Annotated in this window: 21 protein-coding genes; 8 read left to right on the top strand and 13 right to left on the bottom strand. The window is 60.2% G+C overall.

Translation table 11 applies throughout. From position 1 onward, the window contains the following. Positions 1 to 123 precede the first annotated feature (123 nt). Genes BN1012_RS03315 through BN1012_RS03300 form a run of 4 tightly spaced genes read right to left on the bottom strand, consistent with a single transcriptional unit; the run spans position 124 to position 2,337 of the window. Positions 124 to 330 (bottom strand): hypothetical protein, encoded by a 207-nt coding sequence (locus BN1012_RS03315; protein WP_043948513.1) that lies wholly within the window; start codon positions 328 to 330, stop codon positions 124 to 126. Positions 331 to 366: 36 nt separating this feature from the next. Next, complete coding sequence (locus tag BN1012_RS03310; RefSeq protein ID WP_197538336.1) at positions 367 to 1,290, bottom strand: S49 family peptidase; 924 nt, start codon at positions 1,288 to 1,290, stop codon at positions 367 to 369. A gap of 25 nt (positions 1,291 to 1,315) precedes the next feature. Beyond that, complete coding sequence (locus tag BN1012_RS03305) at positions 1,316 to 2,107, bottom strand: tRNA1(Val) (adenine(37)-N6)-methyltransferase (protein ID WP_081826176.1); 792 nt, start codon at positions 2,105 to 2,107, stop codon at positions 1,316 to 1,318. Next, positions 2,104 to 2,337 (bottom strand): putative signal transducing protein, encoded by a 234-nt coding sequence (locus BN1012_RS03300; protein WP_043948512.1) that lies wholly within the window; start codon positions 2,335 to 2,337, stop codon positions 2,104 to 2,106. The genes BN1012_RS03305 and BN1012_RS03300 overlap by 4 nt, the downstream gene beginning before the upstream one ends. A gap of 176 nt (positions 2,338 to 2,513) precedes the next feature. Here BN1012_RS03300 and BN1012_RS03295 point away from each other — a divergent pair, with 176 nt between their 5' ends. Beyond that, positions 2,514 to 3,533: a polyprenyl synthetase family protein gene (locus BN1012_RS03295; protein WP_043948511.1), complete on the top strand. Its 1,020-nt coding sequence runs from the start codon at positions 2,514 to 2,516 to the stop codon at positions 3,531 to 3,533. Positions 3,534 to 3,594: 61 nt separating this feature from the next. On the opposite strand, the gene BN1012_RS03290 is transcribed toward BN1012_RS03295, so the two are convergent. Beyond that, the gene (locus tag BN1012_RS03290) at positions 3,595 to 3,927 is read right to left on the bottom strand and encodes a hypothetical protein (RefSeq protein WP_043948510.1); all 333 of its coding nucleotides are present in this window, start codon (positions 3,925 to 3,927) and stop codon (positions 3,595 to 3,597) included. Positions 3,928 to 4,046: 119 nt separating this feature from the next. On the opposite strand from BN1012_RS03290, the gene BN1012_RS03285 reads away from it, so the two are divergent. Continuing rightward, a complete protein-coding gene (locus tag BN1012_RS03285; RefSeq protein WP_052534477.1) occupies positions 4,047 to 4,559 on the top strand; it encodes a winged helix-turn-helix transcriptional regulator in 513 nt (170 codons plus the stop codon). A 6-nt stretch (positions 4,560 to 4,565) separates the two neighbouring features. Here the strand turns inward: BN1012_RS03285 and BN1012_RS03280 are convergent, their stop codons facing one another. The 4 genes from BN1012_RS03280 to BN1012_RS03265 all read right to left on the bottom strand — a co-directional run bounded on the left by BN1012_RS03280 (position 4,566) and on the right by BN1012_RS03265 (position 9,380). After that, positions 4,566 to 5,450 carry a 4-(cytidine 5'-diphospho)-2-C-methyl-D-erythritol kinase gene (locus BN1012_RS03280; RefSeq protein WP_197538335.1) on the bottom strand — a complete coding sequence of 295 codons (885 nt, stop codon included), beginning with the start codon at positions 5,448 to 5,450 and terminating at the stop codon, positions 4,566 to 4,568. After that, a complete protein-coding gene (locus BN1012_RS03275; protein WP_043948509.1) occupies positions 5,447 to 5,806 on the bottom strand; it encodes an MmcQ/YjbR family DNA-binding protein in 360 nt (119 codons plus the stop codon). Before BN1012_RS03275 ends, BN1012_RS03280 begins: the two co-directional genes overlap by 4 nt. An 18-nt stretch (positions 5,807 to 5,824) precedes the next feature. Continuing rightward, positions 5,825 to 7,591, bottom strand: a complete 1,767-nt coding sequence (locus tag BN1012_RS03270) for a tetratricopeptide repeat protein (RefSeq protein WP_052534475.1) — start codon at positions 7,589 to 7,591, stop codon at positions 5,825 to 5,827. Positions 7,592 to 7,736: 145 nt separating this feature from the next. Next, a complete protein-coding gene (locus BN1012_RS03265) occupies positions 7,737 to 9,380 on the bottom strand; it encodes an electron transfer flavoprotein-ubiquinone oxidoreductase (RefSeq protein ID WP_043950585.1) in 1,644 nt (547 codons plus the stop codon). A gap of 389 nt (positions 9,381 to 9,769) precedes the next feature. Between BN1012_RS03265 and BN1012_RS03260 the strand changes: the two genes are divergently transcribed. Together BN1012_RS03260 and BN1012_RS03255 are read left to right on the top strand one after the other, a co-directional pair. Further along, positions 9,770 to 10,621, top strand: coding sequence for a uracil-DNA glycosylase (locus tag BN1012_RS03260; RefSeq protein ID WP_043948508.1), 852 nt, complete (start codon positions 9,770 to 9,772; stop codon positions 10,619 to 10,621). A 132-nt stretch (positions 10,622 to 10,753) separates the two neighbouring features. Next, positions 10,754 to 12,559, top strand: a complete 1,806-nt coding sequence (locus BN1012_RS03255) for a lytic transglycosylase domain-containing protein (protein ID WP_081826175.1) — start codon at positions 10,754 to 10,756, stop codon at positions 12,557 to 12,559. A gap of 106 nt (positions 12,560 to 12,665) precedes the next feature. Here the strand turns inward: BN1012_RS03255 and BN1012_RS03250 are convergent, their stop codons facing one another. The 3 genes from BN1012_RS03250 to BN1012_RS03240 all read right to left on the bottom strand — a co-directional run bounded on the left by BN1012_RS03250 (position 12,666) and on the right by BN1012_RS03240 (position 14,490). Continuing rightward, a complete protein-coding gene (locus BN1012_RS03250) occupies positions 12,666 to 13,262 on the bottom strand; it encodes a TIGR04282 family arsenosugar biosynthesis glycosyltransferase (RefSeq protein ID WP_043948507.1) in 597 nt (198 codons plus the stop codon). A 46-nt stretch (positions 13,263 to 13,308) separates the two neighbouring features. Continuing rightward, positions 13,309 to 13,686 carry a hypothetical protein gene (locus BN1012_RS03245; RefSeq protein ID WP_043948506.1) on the bottom strand — a complete coding sequence of 126 codons (378 nt, stop codon included), beginning with the start codon at positions 13,684 to 13,686 and terminating at the stop codon, positions 13,309 to 13,311. 102 nt (positions 13,687 to 13,788) lie between these two features. Beyond that, a complete protein-coding gene (locus tag BN1012_RS03240; protein ID WP_043948505.1) occupies positions 13,789 to 14,490 on the bottom strand; it encodes a TIGR04283 family arsenosugar biosynthesis glycosyltransferase in 702 nt (233 codons plus the stop codon). A gap of 277 nt (positions 14,491 to 14,767) precedes the next feature. Here BN1012_RS03240 and BN1012_RS03235 point away from each other — a divergent pair, with 277 nt between their 5' ends. The 4 genes from BN1012_RS03235 (at position 14,768) to BN1012_RS03220 (ending at position 18,786) form a co-directional block, all read left to right on the top strand. Further along, positions 14,768 to 15,931, top strand: coding sequence for a PA0069 family radical SAM protein (locus tag BN1012_RS03235; protein ID WP_081826484.1), 1,164 nt, complete (start codon positions 14,768 to 14,770; stop codon positions 15,929 to 15,931). A 67-nt stretch (positions 15,932 to 15,998) separates the two neighbouring features. Continuing rightward, positions 15,999 to 16,871: a formylglycine-generating enzyme family protein gene (locus tag BN1012_RS03230; protein WP_052534466.1), complete on the top strand. Its 873-nt coding sequence runs from the start codon at positions 15,999 to 16,001 to the stop codon at positions 16,869 to 16,871. Beyond that, positions 16,864 to 17,493, top strand: a complete 630-nt coding sequence (locus tag BN1012_RS03225) for a ribonuclease HII (RefSeq protein WP_043948504.1) — start codon at positions 16,864 to 16,866, stop codon at positions 17,491 to 17,493. Before BN1012_RS03230 ends, BN1012_RS03225 begins: the two co-directional genes overlap by 8 nt. Before the next feature lie 120 nt (positions 17,494 to 17,613). Further along, entirely contained in the window at positions 17,614 to 18,786 is a 1,173-nt protein-coding gene (locus tag BN1012_RS03220; RefSeq protein WP_081826174.1) for a site-specific DNA-methyltransferase, read from the top strand. On the opposite strand, the gene mutY is transcribed toward BN1012_RS03220, so the two are convergent. Further along, positions 18,783 to 19,895, bottom strand: coding sequence for an A/G-specific adenine glycosylase (gene mutY / locus BN1012_RS03215; RefSeq protein WP_043948503.1), 1,113 nt, complete (start codon positions 19,893 to 19,895; stop codon positions 18,783 to 18,785). The two genes, BN1012_RS03220 and mutY, sit on opposite strands and share 4 nt — an antisense overlap. Positions 19,896 to 19,960 lie beyond the last annotated feature (65 nt).

Genomic DNA, 19,960 nt, shown 5'->3' with positions numbered 1-19,960 from the left:
CGCGAGCGGGACGAATTACACAGAATCGACAATGAAACTGCCATTCATCCCGGGCGCGCCGGAACCTAGCCGCGTGGGTCCGGTGGGGTCAAGGAGAGCCTCGCGGGAGGCTGTTGCTCGGACTTAACGGGCGGTTTTGTCCTTTGGGCGATAGACGCCGTCCCGGCCTGCTTCAAGGGTCTGCGCGTCTGATTTTCCGGCCATATGCTCGGTGGCCTTGCGGGCGGCTTCCTCCACGGAGGAGCGGCGGCCAAGGCCCTTGTCCCGCAGGGTCTTCCAGGCCGCATAGGCTGCGACCACCAGCAGGGCGGTGAGAATCATGTTCCCCATGAGATTGTCCCTCTCATTACGTCTTCAGTTTCTTCCCTAAAGGCCGAAGCGAGACCACAGGGCGCGGGTTTCCAGCGCGCTCAGGCCATTCTCGACCAGATTTGTATCCAGCGACAATGACGAAGGTGAGGCGGTGTGAGAGACCCCGGCCGCATTCTTGTTGCGCCGGAACAGGCCACCGGAGGTGTGCACCAGCTTCAGCTTGGTCTTTTCGCCGAATTTGTCCTTCAAAATGGCGCGCATGTCGCCCAGACCGTCAATCAACCCTAAGGTCTGCGCCTTGGCACCGGTCCAGAACGAGCCGGTGAACAGGTCGCTCTCAGGTGCCGTGAGCTTACCCTCGCGGCGGTCGCGGACCATCTGCTTGAAGCTTTCATGCACTTCGGCCTGCAGGCTCTTGAGGTGCTCCACATCCTTGGGGTCTTCGGCCTGAAACGGGTCCAGCATCGCCTTGCTTTCGCCTGCCGTATAGACGCGGCGCTCAACGCCGACCCGGTCAATCAGCTGTTTGAAGCCAAAGCCTGCCGACACGACGCCGATGGACCCCACGACGGAATTTTCATCTGCGTAGATTTCATCACCGGCCAGCGCCAGCATGTAGCCGCCGGACGCGCCGACATCTTCGATAAAGGCAAAGACCGGGATTTCCTTTTCAGCGGACAGCGCCCGCACGCGCTTCATGATCAGCGCGGACTGAACCGGTGAGCCGCCGGGCGAGTTGATGGCCAGGGCCACTGCCTTGACGGATTTGTCCGCAAAAGCTGCCTCAAGGTCAGCTGCAACAGATGTCAGCGACAGGCTTGGATTGAACGGGCTCGACTGGCCGCCGATGACACCATTGAGGCGCACCACATGGACCAGGGGCTCGGGTTCACTGAAGAGCTTTTTTGCCAGCGGGCCAATGAGGGGCTGGTCGCGCAAGCCGCGCAGATTGTCTTTTATTCCCATGGGGTGAGACATAGGCATTCCAGCGGGACTGCACAAGTTAGCCGGAGATGTTGATTTCCCTGCCTTTTCTGAGGATATCCCACGCTTTATCGGCAATCAGGCCACCGCGCCCATGCAGTTCAAGCCCGGGCAGGATTTCAAGCGGGGCCCGGCTGCCCTTGGTGGCCTGCACGAGAACCCGGGTGGCGGCCTTGCCGGTGCTGCGCGGCGCGGGCCAGAGCGGGAAAATCTTGGTGCCCCCTGCCCGGCCTTCGAGGGCCGCTAACAGATCCGCCAGCTTGTCGGCCCGGTGCACAAAGGTGAGCGTGCCGCCGGGTTTGACCATGCGCGTCGCACATTTCACCCACGCGGCCAGCAGGTCAGCGGGGCCTGAAAAAGCCCGCGCACGGACGTCACCGGGCGGCGGTGTCGCTTCACCTTCGGTCAGGAATGGTGGGTTGGCGATGGCGTGGTCGCAGCTTTCAGGTTCCAGACCCAGCGCTTCAAGCTCACTGCCCTTGGCGGTGACGTCAGCCCGGACAAACTTCACAGCGTCGGCCAGCTCGTTGCGTTCCGCATTGCGGCGGGCAAGGTCGAGGGCCTCATCTTCGATCTCGATGCCCAATACGTGGGCCCCGGTGCGTGAGGTAAGGCAAAGCGCTGCCACGCCGGGACCACAGCCAAGCTCCAGAACCCGCTCGCCTTCCTTGGCCGGACAGGCAGCGGCCAGCATTACGGTATCGACGCCAGCCCTGAAGCCATTGCGCGGCTGCAGGCACTTGATCTGGCCGCTGAGGAAATCATCGTCGGAAGTTTCAATATCTGCTTTTGTAATTTCAGCGTCCGTCACCAGCGGCTCTCCCCCACCGGCGGCACGTCGATGCCGGCATCCACAAGGAGGCTGCGCGCAGCCGCCACATCGTCCTCATGGACGGCCAGACGGCGCGGCAAAATGCCCAGCGAGCCTTCGATGATGCTCATATGGACGTCGAGAACGCTGAACCGAAGGCCCGCGTCACGCATCAAAGCCTCAGCAAAAGAGACAAGAACCGGGTCATTTGTGCGCAAAAGTTCGATCATGACGTGTGAAACAATGTCCCAATTGCAGATGTGGAATGCGCGGCAGCGGGCCGCACGGGAGTTGACTTGACCGGTTGTGCACCGCACTTAGACTTCGCATTAACGGGCTGGGTCATGACTTTACCTTGCCCACCTTATCACGCGAAGGAGCGTCCTTCAGTAAGGGCGTTGAAGGCATGGGCGTAGTTGTTCCTCTTGAAAGTGACCGTGGCGAAGGCAGCGATGCCGTTGAACGCCTGACGGAGCTTGTCGGCGCTGACATGGATCGGGTGACAGACCTCATCCTGTCGCGGCTGGCGTCTCAGGTCGAGATGGTTCCAGAGCTTGCCGGTCACATTGTGGAGAGCGGCGGCAAGCGCTTGCGCCCGATGATGACCCTCGCGGCTGCCAGCATCGTTGGCTATCAGGGTACGGACCATGTGAAGCTAGCGGCGGCCGTTGAGCTGATGCACACGGCAACACTGCTGCACGACGACGTGGTGGATGAAAGCGATCTGCGGCGCGGCAAGGAAGCGGCGCGCAAGATCTGGGGCAATCAGGCGAGTGTTCTGGTTGGCGACTTTTTGCTTGGCCGCGCGTTCAAGATGATGGTGGAAGTCGGCTCCCTCAAGGCGCTGGATATTCTCTCCACGTCTGCCTGCGTCATTGCGGAAGGTGAAGTGCTGCAGCTGGCCACAACAAAAGACACGCGCACAACGGAAGATGCCTATCTGCAGGTGGTCAACGCCAAGACGGCAGCGCTGTTTGCAGCGGCGACCGAAGTGGGTGCGGTGATTGCTGACCGGCCCGACTCCGAGCAGGCTGCGCTTTCTTCATACGGACGCAATCTGGGCATCGCTTTCCAGCTTGTGGATGATGCGCTTGATTACTCTGGCCGTCAGGCGACGTTGGGCAAGACCGTTGGCGACGACTTCCGCGAAGGCAAGCTGACGCTGCCGGTGGTTCTGGCATATCGCCGGGGCACGGCTGACGAACGCCAGTTCTGGGAACGTACCCTGCGTGACGGCGACCAGAACGACGGCGACATGGAACAGGCCATTGCCATCATGGAATCCCATGGGTGCCTTGATGACACCATCGGCCGGGCCCGCCACTACGGGGCCATCGCCTGTGATGCGCTGGCGATCTTCCCGGAAAGCGACATGCGCGATGTGCTGATCAGCCTTGTGCATTTCTGCGTCAACCGTAGTTACTAGGGCGCAGCTCCTAGCACCACACGTCACAGCCCACCGCGCATCTTGCTCCTGGACGATGCCGCTACCAGAGCGGTGCGACGGCCATGTCAGGTGCGAGGGCTGCTATCACCAACGCAACGGCCACGCTTGAGATGAAGTAAGCGATTGTCTTGCTGCGGCGCCATGCGCCTGTTGCAAACAGCACTGCCGCGCCGCCGCCGTTGGAGAGCAGGCCCATTGCGATGATGCCCCACGGGAACACGCCCTGACCCAGCAGCCAGAAGCCGTACCCATAGCCAATCAGCAGCGCAAAAATTGCGACGCCATACAGCCTGAAGAGTGGCGCTGCGGCTTCGCCATAGCCGGTGGACGCGCTTATGCGGCTTGTCGGCAGAAACAGGAACGGCACACCCACCAGAAGGCCGGTGACGAGAATCTTGAAGATGAAAACAAGCGCGAGAAAGCTTATGTCTGACTATCCATTATCTGAATTCGTTTTTTGAACTCAGTTCGGGATAGGTTATCTAAGTTCATATGTCAAACTCAGATAGCAAACCCGATTCACCGTCCGACACGCCCCCTCGCCCCCGTGTGGTCCAGACACCGGTCGCCATGGATGATTGCGGCATGGCGCGGGCCACCGACCTCTTCGGGGATCGGTGGACGCTGCTCATCTTGCGTGAGGCCTTGTATGGGGTGACCCGGTTTGAAGATCTGCGGGCGGATCTGGGCATCCCCCGCGCCGCCCTGAGCCAGCGTCTGGACAGGATGGTGGCTGCAGAGCTTTTGTCGCGACACCCTTACAGAGAGGGTGCGAGCCGGACGCGTCATGAGTACCGGATGACGGATCAGGGCATGGAGGCGGTCATTGTGTTGGTGGCTCTGATGGACTGGGGGGACAGATATCTGCGTGACGACACGCCGCCGATTGACGTTGTAGACGCTGCGACGGGAGAAAAACTGTCCATTGCCCTCACGACAGAAGACGGCCGCGTGGTGCCGCTGCAGGACGCCAAAATGAACATCCTGCGTCGGCGTCAGAAATAGACCGCGTCAGCTCAGAATATGAGCCGCCTCAACCCACCAGCCCTCGCGCCTGAGCGCCGTGGCAGCACGTGTTGCAGCGTCTTCATCCGCATACAAACCAAAGCACGTTGCGCCTGAGCCTGACATGCGTGCCATGAGGCAGTCCTTCGTTGCGGCAATCGCACGGACGGTTTCGCCCACTTCGGACACCAGATTGCGGGCAGGTGGCTCCAGATCGTTGCGGCAGGTCCTCATGAAGCGTGCGGCGGCCTTGGCATCGGTAAATCCACCTGGCCAGAACGTATCGCTTTCAGCGGTGGTCGGCTGCGCATTCAGGGCTTTGAACACGGGACCTGTTGCCACCGGCACGCCGGGATTGACGAGCACACACCACAGATCCGGCATGGAAGGTGCGCGGGCTATCTTTTCGCCAATGCCGGACATCACACATGGACGCGGTGCCTGAACACAAACGGGCACGTCGGCGCCCAGTTCAAGCCCAAGTGCGCCAAGCGTGGCGGCGTCATGACCAAGGTCCCACAGGGTATTGAGCGCCCGCATCGCAGCCGCGCAATCCGCTGACCCACCGCCGATACCGGCAGCTACAGGCAGGCGCTTGTCGAGGGTTATCTTCGCGCAACGACCCCTCCCTGTATCCGACAAACGGGCTGCGCCCAGCAAGCGGGCCGCCTTCAAGACCAGATTGTCAGCATCCGGCGTATCCGCCAGGGCCGCCGCATTGGGGCCTGTGACATGAAACGAAAGATCGTCAGCGGCTTCCACCGTCAACGTATCTCCCGTGCCTGCAAAAACCACGAGACTTTCAAGCAAGTGATACCCGTCCGGGCGCTTGCCCAGCACGTGAAGTGTGAGGTTGATCTTTGCGGGTGCGAATTCGGTGATGGTGCTCACGGGAGCAGACCCAGCTCTTTTTGTTTCTTCTTGGAAAGGGCAGCCACAATCATGTCGTAGGACTGCTTGATGTAGTCCTTGAGTTCATTGTCGCTCAGTCCCGGGCTCTCATAATGCTGCACCCATTTGAGGCCACGGGACGCCATGTAGGGTGCGGGCCTGACGCCGGGCTGCTGCGGCAGAACCTCAAAGCCAATATCCGTCACCTTGAATGTGAAGGCGGGTTCCTTGTCTTCCCATCGACCAATGGCGAAGACCTTGCCACCTACTTTCCACACATGGGCATTGCCCCACTGCACAACATGCGTAGTGGCCTTCAGGCTCTTGCAATAGGCGTTGAATTCCTTGCCGGTCATCGTAATGCCGATGCTTCGTCAGGAGCCCGCAGCAGGCGTTGCAGCCTCGGCTGCTTCAACCGCTTCGAGACCTTTTTCCAGTTTGCGTGCAATACGCAGTGCGACATCCTCTTCAGGATCATTTTCCAGAGCGTGCTGCCATTGGAAGCGTGCCTCTGTCCGCCGTCCAACCTTCCAGAACGCGTCGCCCAGATGGTCGTTGATGGTCGCGTCATTGGGATCAAGTTCGACGGCGCGTTCCAGCTGTTCAACGGCTTCCTCGTAGCGGCCCATCTGGTAGAAGGCCCAGCCGAGGCTATCGACGATGAAGCCGTCATTGGGCCGCTGATCGACGGCCTTTTGAATCATCTCCAGCGCCTGTTCGAGATTTATGTCCTGCTCCAGCCACGAATAGGCCAGGTAGTTGAGGACGTAGGGTTGGTCCGGTTCGAGCTCCAGCGCTTTCATGAAGTCAGCTTCGGCTCCGTCCCATTTACCTTGCCGTTCACGGGCGACGCCGCGTGCGTAGTACAGCGTCCAAAGTCGGCTGGATTCTGACTTCAGCAGGTCCAGCGCGCGGCTGTACCCGGCTTCCGCCCTGTCAAACCGCTCCGTCGACCGGTAGAGGTCAGCCAATGCAATGGCGACATCCGCATTTGCAGCGTCGGTTGACCTTTCACCAAGTGACGACAGGGCATCAATGGCATCATCCGTGCGGCCGATCCGGTCGAGCAGCAAGGCGCGTTCAATACGGGCTGTGGTTGCAAGCGAAGAACTGGACGAGACGTCGTCATAGGTCTCGGCGGCGGCTGAGAGATCACCAGAGTTGGACAGCAGCTCGGCCAGCAACACCTGCGCCACGTCAAGATTGCCATCCATGTACAAGGCAAGCTGCAGATAGAGAATGGACACATCCACACCCTGATCGCGCGACAGGGCACTGCCAATTCCATAGAGCGCTTCAGCGGCGCCTGCGCGGGTTGATGTCACCAGCAGTCCCGGGTCATCCCCGCGGCGTGCCCGTGCCAGCGCGTCGCTGATAATCGGGTGCGATGGCGACAGGGCCAGATAGCCTGAATAGATCACGATGGCATCGTCAGCCTGGCCGTTGCGCTCCAGAAAACGCCCATAGGCGTCAACGATGCGCACGGAGCCACCGCCGGACGATGACATGGCCGTCTCATAGGCTTCGCGAGCACTGACCTTGTCGCCTGCCAGATCAGCAATCAGGGCCGTGTGATAGGCGCTGAAGAGGGTGTGACCGGGGCCATTTTCTTCCAGCGACAGGCTTTCAAATGCTTTGGGATAGTTGCCTTCGCCCACATAGGTCCAGGCGGTCAGCAGTCCCGACACCAAGCGGGTGAAGGGGCCTGCGGCGGCGCTGTCAAAGTTTCCACGGGCACCGGCGAACCTGCCCGCCTTGATATCCTGAACGCCGAGCACCAGTCGCGCCGTGCGGTCGCCGGGGTCCTGGGCGATGACTTTTTCAGCCAGGGTGCCCGCACGGGAGATATTGCCCGCCGTCAGCTGCAGCAAAAAAGCACGATCCAGAATCACATCATTGGATGGATCTTCGGAAAGCACCTGATCGTAGAACACGGCTGCCGCATCACGGTCACGCAGATTGGTGGCATGGCGCGCGGCCAGATAGTTGCCAAGCTTGCTTTCAACATTACGACCGGCGCCATCAACCCGAAGGTTCTTGCCGACAGTGCTGGTATCAAAGTCGCGGGGATCAATGCCGCCGAAGCCAGCACAGCCAGCAAGCAGGCTTGCGGCCAGACCAATAGCGGCAATGCGCGCCATATCAGGCCGCAATATTCCGGGACGATTTAGAACCAATTGCACGATCAAACGCTCCACCTGCCTAGCCACATGCGAACACGCACCATAGCCGAGCGGGCGTAAATACGCCCATCAAATCCACATGTGGGGTTTGAAGCCCATTTATTTACATGTTGACGTAGATCGGCCCGCCGCCACCTTCCGGCACAACCCAGTTGATGTTCTGGCTGGGGTCCTTGATGTCACAGGTTTTGCAGTGAACACAGTTCTGAGCATTGATCTGGAACCGGGGGTTGCTGCCGTCGTCATTGCTGACAACTTCATACACACCTGCCGGGCAGTAACGCTGCGCGGGCTCCGCCCATGTGGGCAGGTTGGTTTCGATGGGGATGCTGGGATCGCCAAGGGTCAGGTGAGCCGGCTGGTCTTCCTCGTGGTTTGTGGAAGACAGGAACACTGACGAAAGCTTGTCGAAAGAGACTTCGCCGTCCGGCTTTGGATAATTGATTGGCTTGAACTTGGCCGCAGGCTTCAACGACGCCGCGTCCGTCTTGCCGTGCTTGAGGGTGAACGGCAGGCCGATGCCCAGATTGTTCATCCACATATCAATGCCGCCAAGACCGATGCCGATCAGCGTGCCAAACTTGGACCACAGCGGCTTGACGTTGCGCACGCGCTTGAGGTCCTTGGCCACGTGGCTGGTTTCGTACGCTGCCTGATAGGTGGTGAGCTCGTCCGCTGCGCGGCCATCGCGAATGGCTTCAAAGGCGCTGTCTGCGGCCATCATGCCCGTCGCCATGGCGTTGTGGCTGCCCTTGATGCGCGGCACGTTGACGAAGCCGGCAGAACAGCCGACCAGCACGCCGCCGGGGAAGGACAGTTTGGGTACAGACTGGAACCCACCTTCGGTAATCGCACGCGCGCCATAGCTCAGGCGCTTGCCGCCTTCGAAGGTCGGGCGAATGGTCGGGTGCGTCTTGAATCGCTGGAACTCGTCAAATGGTGAGAGGTAGGGGTTCGAGTAGTTCAGGTGAACCACGAAGCCGACAGCCACCAGGTTTTCGTCGAAGTGATAAAGGAATGAGCCACCACCGGTCTTGATGCCAAGCGGCCAGCCGAAGGAGTGCTGCACCAGCCCCTTCTTGTGCTTGGCCGGATCGATTTCCCAGACTTCCTTGATGCCTATGCCAAATTTCTGCGGCTCGCTGTCTGCATCCAGATTGTAGTTGCGGATCACGTGCTTGGAGAGGGACCCGCGCACACCTTCAGCAAAGAAGGTGTATTTGCCGAGCAGCTCCATGCCGGGCATGTAGCCGTCTTTTGGTTCGCCGTTCTTGCCAACGCCCATGTCACCGGTGGCCACGCCTTTGACGGAGCCATCATCGTTGTAGAGTACTTCCGCTGCGGCAAAGCCCGGATAGATTTCAACGCCCAAGGCTTCTGCCTTTTCAGCCAGCCACTTACAGGTGTTGCCAAGGCTTGCAATGTAGTTGCCGTGATTGTTCATCAACGGCGGCATCATGAAGTTCGGCAGGCGGATCGAACCGGATGGTCCAAGCACCATGAAATGGTCTGCTTTTACTTCGGTTTTCACCGGGCAGGTTTCATCGTCACGCCAGTCGGGAATCAGCTCATCAAGGCCGACGGGATCGATCACCGCGCCTGAGAGGATGTGCGCGCCGACTTCCGCGCCCTTTTCCAGCACGCAGACGGAGATTTCAAAGTCGTGTTCAGCGGCCTGCTGCTTGAGGCGGATCGCAGCGGACAGACCGGCAGGGCCGGCTCCGACGATCACCACGTCGTATTCCATGGCTTCGCGCTGCTCGGGGTGCAAAATGAACCCCTGCGTCGCGTTGACTTCGCTGGCCTTCTTGAGGGCGTCGGGCTTGAGGGCGTCTGACACAAGAACCTCCTAGGTCGAATTTCGTGTCCGGTCTTGGCCCGGTCTTCACATGGCCGCAACGGAAACCAGATGCCGGGTGGCTGGCATAAATTGTTCTAATCAATCGCGGATTTCCGCCATACCCGGCATGACGGACCGCGTTTATGGGGCCAAGCCCCTTTTGCGGTCAAGCGGGGCAAACAAGACCGCAGAAAACGGTAGCACCCCTCATCGCAGGGCACTTGATGCCCCCCATTAAGACGAATTGGCGAATGCAGGTGTGACTCGCGGCCCCTGCCCCCTTAAAACTAGCGCCCATGAGCGATCTTTCCACATCCGCTGACGAGCATACCGAGCTGGCCGACCTGCTGCGCTGGTTTGTGGAAGCAGGCGCGGATGAGGCCATCGGCGATGAGCCCATCGACCGACTGGCAGCTGTGCCAGAGCCGGAGCCAAGAGTATCAAATGGTGGAAAACCGCCCCTGCCCGGCGCCAAACAGCCCATCAGGCCGCAAGCGCCCCAGGCGGAACTCGCTGACGACAAGGCCGCCATTGATGACGCGCGTGCCCTTGCTGCCGCGGCGTCAAATCTGGATGACCTGCGTAACGCCATGGCGGGCTTCGCCGGCTGCCCGCTGAAAGCCACCGCCAAGAACCTGGTCTTTGCGGACGGCAATCCGCAGGCGAAAATCATGCTTGTGGGCGAAGCGCCCGGGCGCGACGAGGATATTCAGGGGCTGCCATTCGTGGGGCGCTCGGGACAACTTTTGGACCGGATGCTCGCGTCAATCGGTCTCAGCCGTGAAACCGTCTATATTTCCAATGTGCTGCCCTGGCGGCCACCGGGGAATCGCACGCCGACGCCGGCCGAGACCGCCATGTGCCTGCCGTTCATTCTTCGGCATATCGAGCTTGTGGGGCCAAAAGTGCTGGTCTGCATCGGTGGCGTGTCTGCAAAAGAGCTTTTTGGCACCAAAACGGGAATCACCCGCCTGCGCGGCCAATGGAAAGATTTTGATCCTGCTGCCATTGGCGGGCCAGCCGGGCAGACGATGCCGGCCATTGCGATGCTGCATCCTGCCTATCTGCTGCGCCAGCCGGCACAAAAGCGTCTCGCGTGGCGTGATCTGTTGAGCCTCAAGGACAAGATGGCCGAGCTTGGCCTCTAGATGCGCATTAACTGTCGCGATGGCACGAGACTCGCATCCTTACGGGCTGACCGTTAGATTAATCCTGAACTGATACAGGGCACCTGCGTTTACGGGTGTCACTCAAGATCGGGCAACGTGCCGGGGGGCCGCATGCCAAGCCGAAAATCTCAGACTGCTGTGGCCATTCAGGTTGACCGTGAGGCAGATGCCCGCGCGCGTTTCTGGATGCTGTCCGGTGTCCTGCTCCTTGCCATTACGCTTTTCGTGACGGCGATGGCCGGCCGCGTTCATGCAGGTGAACCGGTTGCGGTTCTCTCTGAAGAAGATCGCGCCCGGTATATCCAGATTTTCCAGGTTCAGGAGCGCGGTGACCTCAAACAGGCAGATATCCTGATTGGCCAACTCACAGACAAAGTGCTGATGGGCCATGTGCTGCATCAGCGCTACATGCACCCCACAGCCTATCGGTCGAAATATTCCGAGCTGCGGTCGTGGCTCGCGAAATATGCGGACCACCCAGGTGCCAACAAGATTCACAAACTCGCCATGAAGCGGCGTGGTGGTGCCAGCGTGCCGGTTCGGCCGGTGCGACGCGCGTTCAGACCAACGGCGTATCACTCGGTCTATGCGGTGTCCGGGTCCAGCGCTGAAGGCCGGACAGGCTATGGACGTACGATTTCAAGAAAAGTGCGTTCGCTGATTTCCCGCGAACGGCCAACGCAGGCGCTGCAACTTCTCGACTCATCAAAGGTCCGCAACCGTCTGGGTGCGGATGAACGCGCGGCCATCAAGGCGCGGATCGCGTGGTCCTATTATGTTGAAGGCAAGATCAACAAAGCCTTCGATCTCGCATCAGCCATTGCAGCGTCGCATCGTGAAGACGCGCCGCTGGCGGACTGGTATGCGGGGCTTTCCGCCTGGCGCATGGACAAGCCGGATGTTGCAGCAGGGCATTTTGAAGCGCTGGCAGGCAATATCAGCGTTTCGGACTGGACACGCTCTGCGGCTGCGTTCTGGGCGGCGCGTTCCTACTTTGCCATTCGCGAACCGGCCAAGGCGGTGACCCAGCTTGAAATTGCCGCGGGCACCGGCATGACGTTTTACGGGCTGCTTGCCCAGCGGCAGCTTGGCCGTGAACCGCGTGTGACGTGGTCAGATCCTGCAATTGATGCGACGAGCCGCACAGCCCTGCTGGCAATCGAGCAGGTGCGCCGTGGCGCTGCACTTGCCCAGATCGGCAAGCAGGACGTGGCGGAAGCCGAACTGCGGCGCGCCCATGGCCGTCTTGATCCGTCGCTTGATATCGCGCTTGCCACGCTTGCCCGCGACCTCAACCTTCCGGCCACACAGCTTGCGGTGGCTCTTGCAAGCCCGCAGCCGATTGGTGCGGCGTTGTTCCCGGTACCCGACATTACGCCTGAAGGCGGGTATGAAGTTGACCGTGCCCTGCTGCTCGCCGTTGCGCGGCAGGAGAGCCGTTTCATCACCGGCGCGAGCAGCCATGCGGGCGCTGCGGGTCTGATGCAGATCATGCCGGGCACGGCCTATCACATCACCAAGGATTCCACATACAAACGCGGCAACCGTGACCGCCTGAATGATCCCGAGCACAATCTGGCACTGGGCCAGACCTATCTGCAGGAACTCATGGGCTACAGCGAGCCTTATGGAAACCTGTTCCAGATGGCCGTCGCCTACAATGCCGGGCCGGGCAATCTCATTCGCTGGACGAAGCAGATCGGCGAAGACGCACAGGACCCGCTGACTTTCATTGAAAGCATCCCGGCAGCTGAAACCCGCGGCTATGTGGAACGCATCATGACCAATCTCTGGCTTTATCGCCTGCGCCTTGGTCAGCCCTCACCGTCCCTCGACCAGGCAGCTGCTGGCGGCTGGCCTGTCTACGCGCCAATTGAGCGTGCGGGTGCCACGGTGCAGAACGCTTCACGGCTTTAGGCTTGTTGCAAGGCGAGTGGACCCCGGATCAAGTCCGGGGATACGGCCTGTTTTCATCAAAATCCGATTACCCCGGACTTGATCCGGGTTCAACTCGCATTGGCTCCTAGCCGCAGCGCCCACGCCACTGGGCTAAGTCTGCACCGCTGTCCACATCAGACAACTCATTGAGCATCGACACGCGGGCCGTGGCAAAATTAGCAACTGTCTGATCGCATTCGCGACCGCTTGACCATTCCACATTCTCAAACGGCATCAGCACTTTCGGCATGCGCTTCTGGCCAATGAGCCAATACCCTCCGTCTACGGACGGGCCCATGACGGCATCATTGTTGCCGAGGGCCTTGAACGCCTGCGCTATGTGACGAGCAGAGATGTCGGGGATGTCGCTGCCGATGATGACCACCGGCCCTTTGGGAGCCGTATCAAAGACGCGCTGCATGCGCGCGCCAAGGTCACCTTCACCCTGCGGCACGACCGCATCTGCGTTTTGCAGCCATCGTTGATCTGGGAGCGCCTGCATATCAGGGCTTGCTGCAACGACGGTTTGCCAGCGTGGGTCGGCTGCTAGCCTGCGGATCAAGCGGGCGAGGGCCACACGATAGAAACGCGTCGCTTCAACCGGACCAACATCCTTTGCCAGGCGTGTCTTAACCCGGCCCATGGCAGGTGCTTTGGCCATGATGGCGAGGGTGTTTTGCATCGTGCGAATGGTCCGAGGCCGGTTCGGTCGTGTCTGGGTGAGAAGATCAGGTAAGACCTACCACACCGCACATCGCGACGGGCACAAACAACCACCCTTGGGGCAGCACGCTGTAGGAAATTTTAAGGGCGGGGGCCATGAGAATGCCGAGCACCGCAAAGCTGGCCGCAAAGAGAGTCCCAACAATGATCAGAGCGTTTGTCTCCGGCATTGCCGGGTAAAGCATAGCAACGACAAACAGTCCGGCCTGCAGCGCAATAGCAAGAGTGACGAGGTGCCAGCAGTAGTAGAGAACGTATTTGACCTCGGTTGTAAGGTTCTGATCATTGAGCAATGGACGGGCAATTGACCTGCCGCCCATGAAAAAATGAAGGGCCAGATTGAACAAGCTGAGGCCTGCCGCAATGGCAAGGAAAGTGTTCATGGTCGACGCTCCCTTTGGGGGATGTAGCAATCCTGACAGAGCTGCCATCGACCGTAATGTCCCAGGGGAAATCTGAGAAAGTGGCATCTTGTCGCTAATGATCTAGCGCCGCGAGTAGACGCGGGCGATGCGGTCGGGGTTTACGCCCAAATAGTAAAGCATCAGGCATAGAGCGTTTCTGGATGAGCGGGCGATATAGCCGTCATTCAAATAGTGCTCGGGGCTGGTGACGGCGGGTGACCGCAGGAAAACAAGACGGCGGCGGCCAATGCGGCGGACCAGGTCAACGTCTTCCATGATCTGCAAGGGGCGATAGCCGCCGAGCTGGTCATACAGTCTGCGAGAGACCATCAGGCCCTGGTCGCCATAAGGCAGACCAAAGAGGCGGCAGCGCCACGAGACAATACCTTCGAGCATGCGCGCCCACAGAGAAAAGTCGTCCAATGCAAATTTGAAGACGGCTGCGAAATCGAGGCCTTTTTCGCCTCGCTTTTCCAGCCGCTCAAGAAGTGTTTCCACTTCTTCTTCCCAGCCGGGCTGCAGCACCGTGTCAGCGTGGAGGAACAACAGCCACTCGCCGCGCGCCGCCTGCGCCCCGGCCGCCAGCTGGGTGCCCCGGCCTTTGGGCGCGCTCACGAATTTCGCACCCGATGTTTCAGCAATGCGTTCGGTGCCATCTGTAGAGCCGCCATCGACAATGACCACGTCCTTGATCAGCCCACGGACGGTCGGGCGGATCAGCGCCGCCAGCACCCGGGTGAGTGACTTTTCAGCGTTCAAAGTTGGAATCACGACGCTCAGCATGCGGCGGACTTTAGCGTGGTTTTGCTGCGCCTGCGAAGGGCGCTTGGCGTTAACCTAAATGTTCTTGTCTTGTTCTTTTTGTTGTGATTATATTCCTCACATGAACAGAACAGCGCACCAAGAGATTATTGAATTTGGCTTGCGGCGGGAGGCCGGGGCGGCAGACCCGGCCTCAGATATCCCACCGCATCAGGCCAACGAGACAGCGCGCGCTGCGACCATGCCCGTGTTTCCCCTGACCGCCCCCCAATCCGGTCAGCCACAGACACGCGCTTTGATGCCCGGTGATGCGGATGGGGAGATACGCCCTGCCCCAGGCCCCGTCTCGCGCCCCGATTTCGGGCCGGGCAGCAGTCTTCCTTCCCCCAAAACGGGAAGACTGCACGAAGCACGCAAAGGTCGCGGCGCGCGTTCCAATCGCTCGGGGCGCTATGAGCACCGGGCCGCGGAGGCGTTTGACGATGGATGGGACATCGCAGAGGACGAAAAGCCTTTGCGGACCCACGTCAGCGACGAAGCGGCCCGGACCATCATCACGCGCAACCAGTCACCGGACATTTCCTTCGACCGGTCGATCAACCCCTATCGGGGGTGTGAGCATGGCTGTGTCTACTGCTTTGCGCGACCGACCCACGCCTATATGGGGCTGTCGGCCGGGCTCGACTTCGAGAGCAAGCTGTTTGCCAAACCCAATGCCGCCAAGCTGCTGCGGCGTGAGTTGTCCAAGTCCGGCTATGAGCCGCGCACGATTGCCATTGGCACAAATACGGACCCGTATCAGCCAATTGAGCGCGAGCGCCGGATCACGCGGCAGGTTCTTGAAGTGCTTGCTGAGCACAAGCACCCTGTCGGCATTGTCACCAAGTCCGCCATGGTCACCCGCGACATCGACATATTGAGCGAGATGGCGCGGGACGGGCTTGTGAAAGTTGCGCTCTCCGTCACAACTCTGGACGGCAAGCTGGCGCGGGCGATGGAACCGCGCGCCTCAACGCCGGGACGGCGGCTTGATGCCATTCGTCAGCTCTCCGAAGCGGGCATTCCCACAGGTGTCATGGTGGCGCCGGTTATTCCCGCCCTCAATGACCATGAGATTGAATCCATCCTCAAGGCCGTTGCCCGCATGGGCGCGCGGGAGGCGGGCTATGTGATGTTGCGGCTGCCCCTTGAGATCAAGGATCTGTTTGCGGAGTGGCTGGCAGATGTAACGCCGCATCGTGCCAAACGGGTGATGAAGATCGTCCGCGATATGCGCGGTGGCAAAGACTATGACGCGGAGTGGGGCAAACGCATGACCGGCGGCGGCCCCTACGCCTGGACGATTTCACGCCGCTTTGCGCTGGCCATGGAGCGTCATGGTCTGTCTCGCCAGCGGTTGCCGCTGCGCACGGATCTGTTTGAGGCCCCCAATGCGGGACCGAAGCAACTGGCGCTTCTCTAGGTACCGTCCCGTCGTGGTTTGACAGGTGGTTTGACACGGGGCCGCTTCCGCAGGCTTTGTGGTGCCTATGATTTGCCGTCTGATATTTTCCACGCTGATTTTGCTCCTGTCCGGATGGAGTGCATTTGCCTCCGGCACTGGCGATGACTGGCCGACAACTCAGATTGTGCCGGCGGGCCCTGTGGTCATGGGTGCGGATAATCAGGATGTGGCGGCAGGCCGCGATGAGGTCCCCACGCGCCAGGTTGTTATCAAATCGGACATTGCCTTTGGCACAACGCCGGTGACGCGCGGGCAGTTCGCAGCCTTCGTGCATGCCACGAACCACGAAATCGCCTGGGGCTGCTGGACCCTGACGCCTGATGGCTGGGCCATGGACGGCACAGCCAACTGGCAAGCGCCGGGGTTTGCCCAATCGGACCAACATCCGGTGACATGCGTGTCACGGGACGACGCCATGGCTTATCTTGCGTGGCTGTCCACAATGACCGGGCAGGTCCATCGTTTGCCGACAGAGGCTGAGTGGGTTCGCGCAGCGGGCCCGTCAGCTCTCGACCGACCATCTGAAGCTTTGTGCGCTCATGGCAATGTCAATGACCTGACAGCCAAGAACAAAGTCGCGAAAGTCGCGGAGCATTGTGACGACGGCTTTTTGCACACCTCGCCGGTGGCCAGTTTCGCAGCGAACGAGTTTGGTCTTTTCGACATGATCGGCAATGTATGGGAGTGGGTCGCTGACTGCCACAATGGTGGCTACGCGGATTTGCCGATGGATGGCACGGCTCAAACCCACGAGAACTGCGAGACCTATGCCCTGCGCGGCCATTCGTGGACCGACCCGCCGGGACCCGTGAGGCTTGGGACCCGTTACAATCTGCCGCCGCACGCACGACAATCCATCGTCGGCTTCCGGGTGGTGCGGGAATTGCCTCATGAGTAAGAGCACCCCGGGACCCGATTTCTCCCTTGAAGCCGCGTGCGGCATTTCTCCGGTGTGCGGCATTGACGAAGCAGGGCGTGGTCCATGGGCGGGGCCGGTGGTTGCATCTGCCGTCATCCTTCCCACATCTGGTGTTCCGGAGGGATTGAATGACTCAAAGAAACTCACTGCTCAAAGACGCAATGACCTTGCTGGCCACATACGCGCTTCATCCCTCGTGGGAGTGGGCATTGCGGATCCGCAGGAAATTGATGAGCTGAACATTCGCCAGGCCACGTTTCTGGCCATGGCGCGGGCGGTTGCCGACCTCCCGTCCCCACCTTCCTTCGCGCTGATTGACGGGCGCGATGCACCGGACGTTGGCTGCCCTGCTCAGGCGGTGATCAAGGGAGACGGTCGGTCGCTCTCCGTTGCTGCTGCATCAATCATCGCCAAGACCTATCGGGACGCCATAATGGTGGCGGCGGATGCGGAATATCCGGGATACGGCTTTGCCCGCCACAAGGGATATGGCACCGCGGCCCACCAAACAGCGCTTAACAAGCTGGGGATAACCCCGCTTCACAGAAAAAGTTTTGCCCCGGTTCGCGCCCGCATGGCGCTAGATGTTGAGTCCCCTTGACACTGAGGGACTCGATCTTGTGGCGTTAACCTTCGTTAACCCTTTGTTTCCAAATCAGAATCTTGACGGTGATTCGCTCCTGACTCAAAATCCCGCCTCAACAGTTTCCCTGGGGGGCGTATGCGTACCAACAAGAGCCGCGCGGGCACACGCGCGGCAACAAAAAAATCTGCTTCGAAGCCGGCAGCACCGAAGCGGAAACAGGCCAGACAATCGGGCAAACTTCCGGTCAATACGATCATCAACGGCGACAGCATCGAGGCGCTTTCAAAGCTGCCGGATGCATCCGTTGATCTGGTCTTTGCCGACCCGCCCTATAATCTGCAGCTCGAAGGTGAGTTGCTGCGGCCTAACAACACGCGTGTTGATGGCGTCGACCAGGAGTGGGACCAGTTTGCGTCCTTCGCCGAGTACGACAAATTCACAAATGCTTGGCTGGCAGAAGCACATCGCGTGCTAAAGCCAACGGGCACGCTGTGGGTCATCGGCTCGTATCACAACATTTTCCGTGTTGGCGTATCGCTTCAGGACATCGGCTTTTGGGTGCTGAACGACATCGTCTGGCGCAAGTCGAACCCGATGCCGAACTTCCGCGGCCGGCGGTTCACCAATGCCCATGAAACGATGATCTGGGCGTCCAAGGATCGCAACGCCAAGGGCTACACCTTCAACTACGATGCCATGAAGGCGCTGAATGATGATTTGCAGATGCGGTCTGACTGGGTGCTGCCGATCTGCTCAGGCGGCGAACGTCTGAAAGATGATCAGGGTCAAAAGGCCCATCCGACCCAGAAGCCTGAGAGCCTTTTGCATCGGGTGATCCTGGCCTCATCCAATCCCGGTGACGTGGTGCTTGATCCCTTCTTCGGCACGGGCACGACGGGTGCTGTCGCCAAGAAGCTGGGCCGCAAATATATCGGCATCGAGCGTGATGCTCAGTATGCGGAGATTGCGCAACAGCGCATTGATCGCGTGCAGCATGCGGACCCGGACTCTCTTCAGGTTACGGAATCCAAGCGCGCACAGCCTCGCGTGCCATTCGGCACACTGATCGAACGCGGCATGATTGAGCCGGGGACGGTTCTGTATGGTCCAGGCAAGCGGCACAAGGCACGCGTCCGCGCTGACGGGTCGCTAGCGGTGACAGGAGCAACGGGCTCGATCCACAAGATCGGCGCGCATGTGCAGGGCCAGGAAGCGTGCAATGGATGGACGTTCTGGCACCTCAAGAGCGATGCCGGGCTGACGTCCATTGACGTGCTGCGCCAGAAAATTCGCGCAGAAGCCAGCTAGGCTTTTTTCCTGAACTGCTTTGCAGCTTCCGGGTCGGCATGGGCAACGATCTTGCGCATAACGGTGGGCAATGCGCGTTGCGCCAGGGCATCAAGGGGCACCCAATCGCCCTCGACCTTGCTGCGCGTTGCGGCCTGCGCGGTATAGACCGTCAGCTCCAGGGCAAAATGCGTGAAGACATGGGTGACTTTGCCGGGCAATTGCTGCCAGTCGGTTTTGGCCGGTGCCTCGTCGGTGGTCGGTTGGGTGGTTTGCTCACTCCATTCACTTCCAGGCACTTCGTCCATGCCACCGAGCAGACCTTTGGGTGGACGGGTGCGCAGCAGCACATGACCTTTGGCGTCCGTCAGCCAGTAGGCGGATCCATAGCGGGTGGGCTTGGCTTTCTTTGGCGGCTTTACCGGCAGTGTTTCAGCAATGCCTTTGGCATTTGCGGCGCACTCTTCCGTCCACGGACAAAGCGCGCAGGCAGGTTTCTTGGGCGAACACAGCGTGGCTCCCAAATCCATTGTCGCCTGCGCAAAATCGCCGGGGCGTTTTTGCGGCACAAGTTCGTTGAGGCGTTCCTTGATGTGCGTCTTGGCGACGGGAAGCGGCGTGTCGATGGCAAAAAGACGCGAGACGACACGCTCCACATTTCCGTCCATCACCGCAGCGGGCTGATCGAAGGCGATCGATGCCACCGCGGCGGCGGTATAGGGGCCGATGCCGGGAAGCGCCAGCAGGCCGTCTTCGGTCTGCGGGAACGTGCCCCCATGCTGGTCGGCGACGACCTTGGCGCAGGCATGCAGGTTGCGGGCGCGGCTGTAGTAGCCAAGGCCGGCCCATGCGCTCATCACTTCAGGCGAAGATGCGGCGGCGAGGTCCTCGACCCGTGGCCACATCTCAACGAACTTTAGAAAATACGGCCCGACGGTTTTGACCGTTGTCTGCTGCAGCATGATTTCAGACAGCCAGACCTTATAAGGGTCGGCGACCGCGCCTTTTTTGCGGGCCTTGGGCGAGATGCGCCAAGGCAGGTCGCGGGCGTGGCGGTCGTACCAATCCAGCAGCTGCCGGGCTGTGGGCAGGGGCGTCGAGGTGTCCGTCTTTTTGCTTCTGGATGCCATCGATTGCCACTGGGATGCCTGAATTGTGCGCCAAGCTGGCCTGTAGCGTCGGAATGACCCACGCT

Origin of the sequence: Candidatus Phaeomarinobacter ectocarpi (genome assembly GCF_000689395.1) — a bacterium.
Taxonomy (GTDB): Bacteria; Pseudomonadota; Alphaproteobacteria; order CGMCC-115125; family CGMCC-115125; genus Pyruvatibacter; species Pyruvatibacter ectocarpi.
This window is presented reverse-complemented; position numbering and strand designations above follow the sequence as displayed.

Bases quoted from the DNA above. Each gene is read 5' to 3' on its own strand.
- BN1012_RS03245 (WP_043948506.1), bottom strand. From the start codon at position 13,686: ATGAACACTTTCCTTGCCATTGCGGCAGGCCTCAGCTTGTTCAATCTG.
- BN1012_RS03265 (WP_043950585.1), bottom strand. From the start codon at position 9,380: ATGGAATACGACGTGGTGATCGTCGGAGCCGGCCCTGCCGGTCTGTCC.
- BN1012_RS03315 (WP_043948513.1), bottom strand. From the start codon at position 330: ATGGGGAACATGATTCTCACCGCCCTGCTGGTGGTCGCAGCCTATGCG.
- BN1012_RS03250 (WP_043948507.1), bottom strand. From the start codon at position 13,262: ATGCAAAACACCCTCGCCATCATGGCCAAAGCACCTGCCATGGGCCGG.
- BN1012_RS03225 (WP_043948504.1), top strand. From the start codon at position 16,864: ATGAGTAAGAGCACCCCGGGACCCGATTTCTCCCTTGAAGCCGCGTGC.
- BN1012_RS03285 (WP_052534477.1), top strand. From the start codon at position 4,047: ATGTCAAACTCAGATAGCAAACCCGATTCACCGTCCGACACGCCCCCT.
- BN1012_RS03235 (WP_081826484.1), top strand. From the start codon at position 14,768: ATGCCCGGTGATGCGGATGGGGAGATACGCCCTGCCCCAGGCCCCGTC.
- BN1012_RS03270 (WP_052534475.1), bottom strand. From the start codon at position 7,591: ATGGCGCGCATTGCCGCTATTGGTCTGGCCGCAAGCCTGCTTGCTGGC.
- BN1012_RS03240 (WP_043948505.1), bottom strand. From the start codon at position 14,490: ATGCTGAGCGTCGTGATTCCAACTTTGAACGCTGAAAAGTCACTCACC.
- BN1012_RS03295 (WP_043948511.1), top strand. From the start codon at position 2,514: ATGGGCGTAGTTGTTCCTCTTGAAAGTGACCGTGGCGAAGGCAGCGAT.
- BN1012_RS03275 (WP_043948509.1), bottom strand. From the start codon at position 5,806: ATGACCGGCAAGGAATTCAACGCCTATTGCAAGAGCCTGAAGGCCACT.
- BN1012_RS03255 (WP_081826175.1), top strand. From the start codon at position 10,754: ATGCCAAGCCGAAAATCTCAGACTGCTGTGGCCATTCAGGTTGACCGT.
- mutY (WP_043948503.1), bottom strand. From the start codon at position 19,895: ATGGCATCCAGAAGCAAAAAGACGGACACCTCGACGCCCCTGCCCACA.
- BN1012_RS03300 (WP_043948512.1), bottom strand. From the start codon at position 2,337: ATGATCGAACTTTTGCGCACAAATGACCCGGTTCTTGTCTCTTTTGCT.
- BN1012_RS03230 (WP_052534466.1), top strand. From the start codon at position 15,999: ATGATTTGCCGTCTGATATTTTCCACGCTGATTTTGCTCCTGTCCGGA.
- BN1012_RS03310 (WP_197538336.1), bottom strand. From the start codon at position 1,290: ATGTCTCACCCCATGGGAATAAAAGACAATCTGCGCGGCTTGCGCGAC.
- BN1012_RS03260 (WP_043948508.1), top strand. From the start codon at position 9,770: ATGAGCGATCTTTCCACATCCGCTGACGAGCATACCGAGCTGGCCGAC.
- BN1012_RS03220 (WP_081826174.1), top strand. From the start codon at position 17,614: ATGCGTACCAACAAGAGCCGCGCGGGCACACGCGCGGCAACAAAAAAA.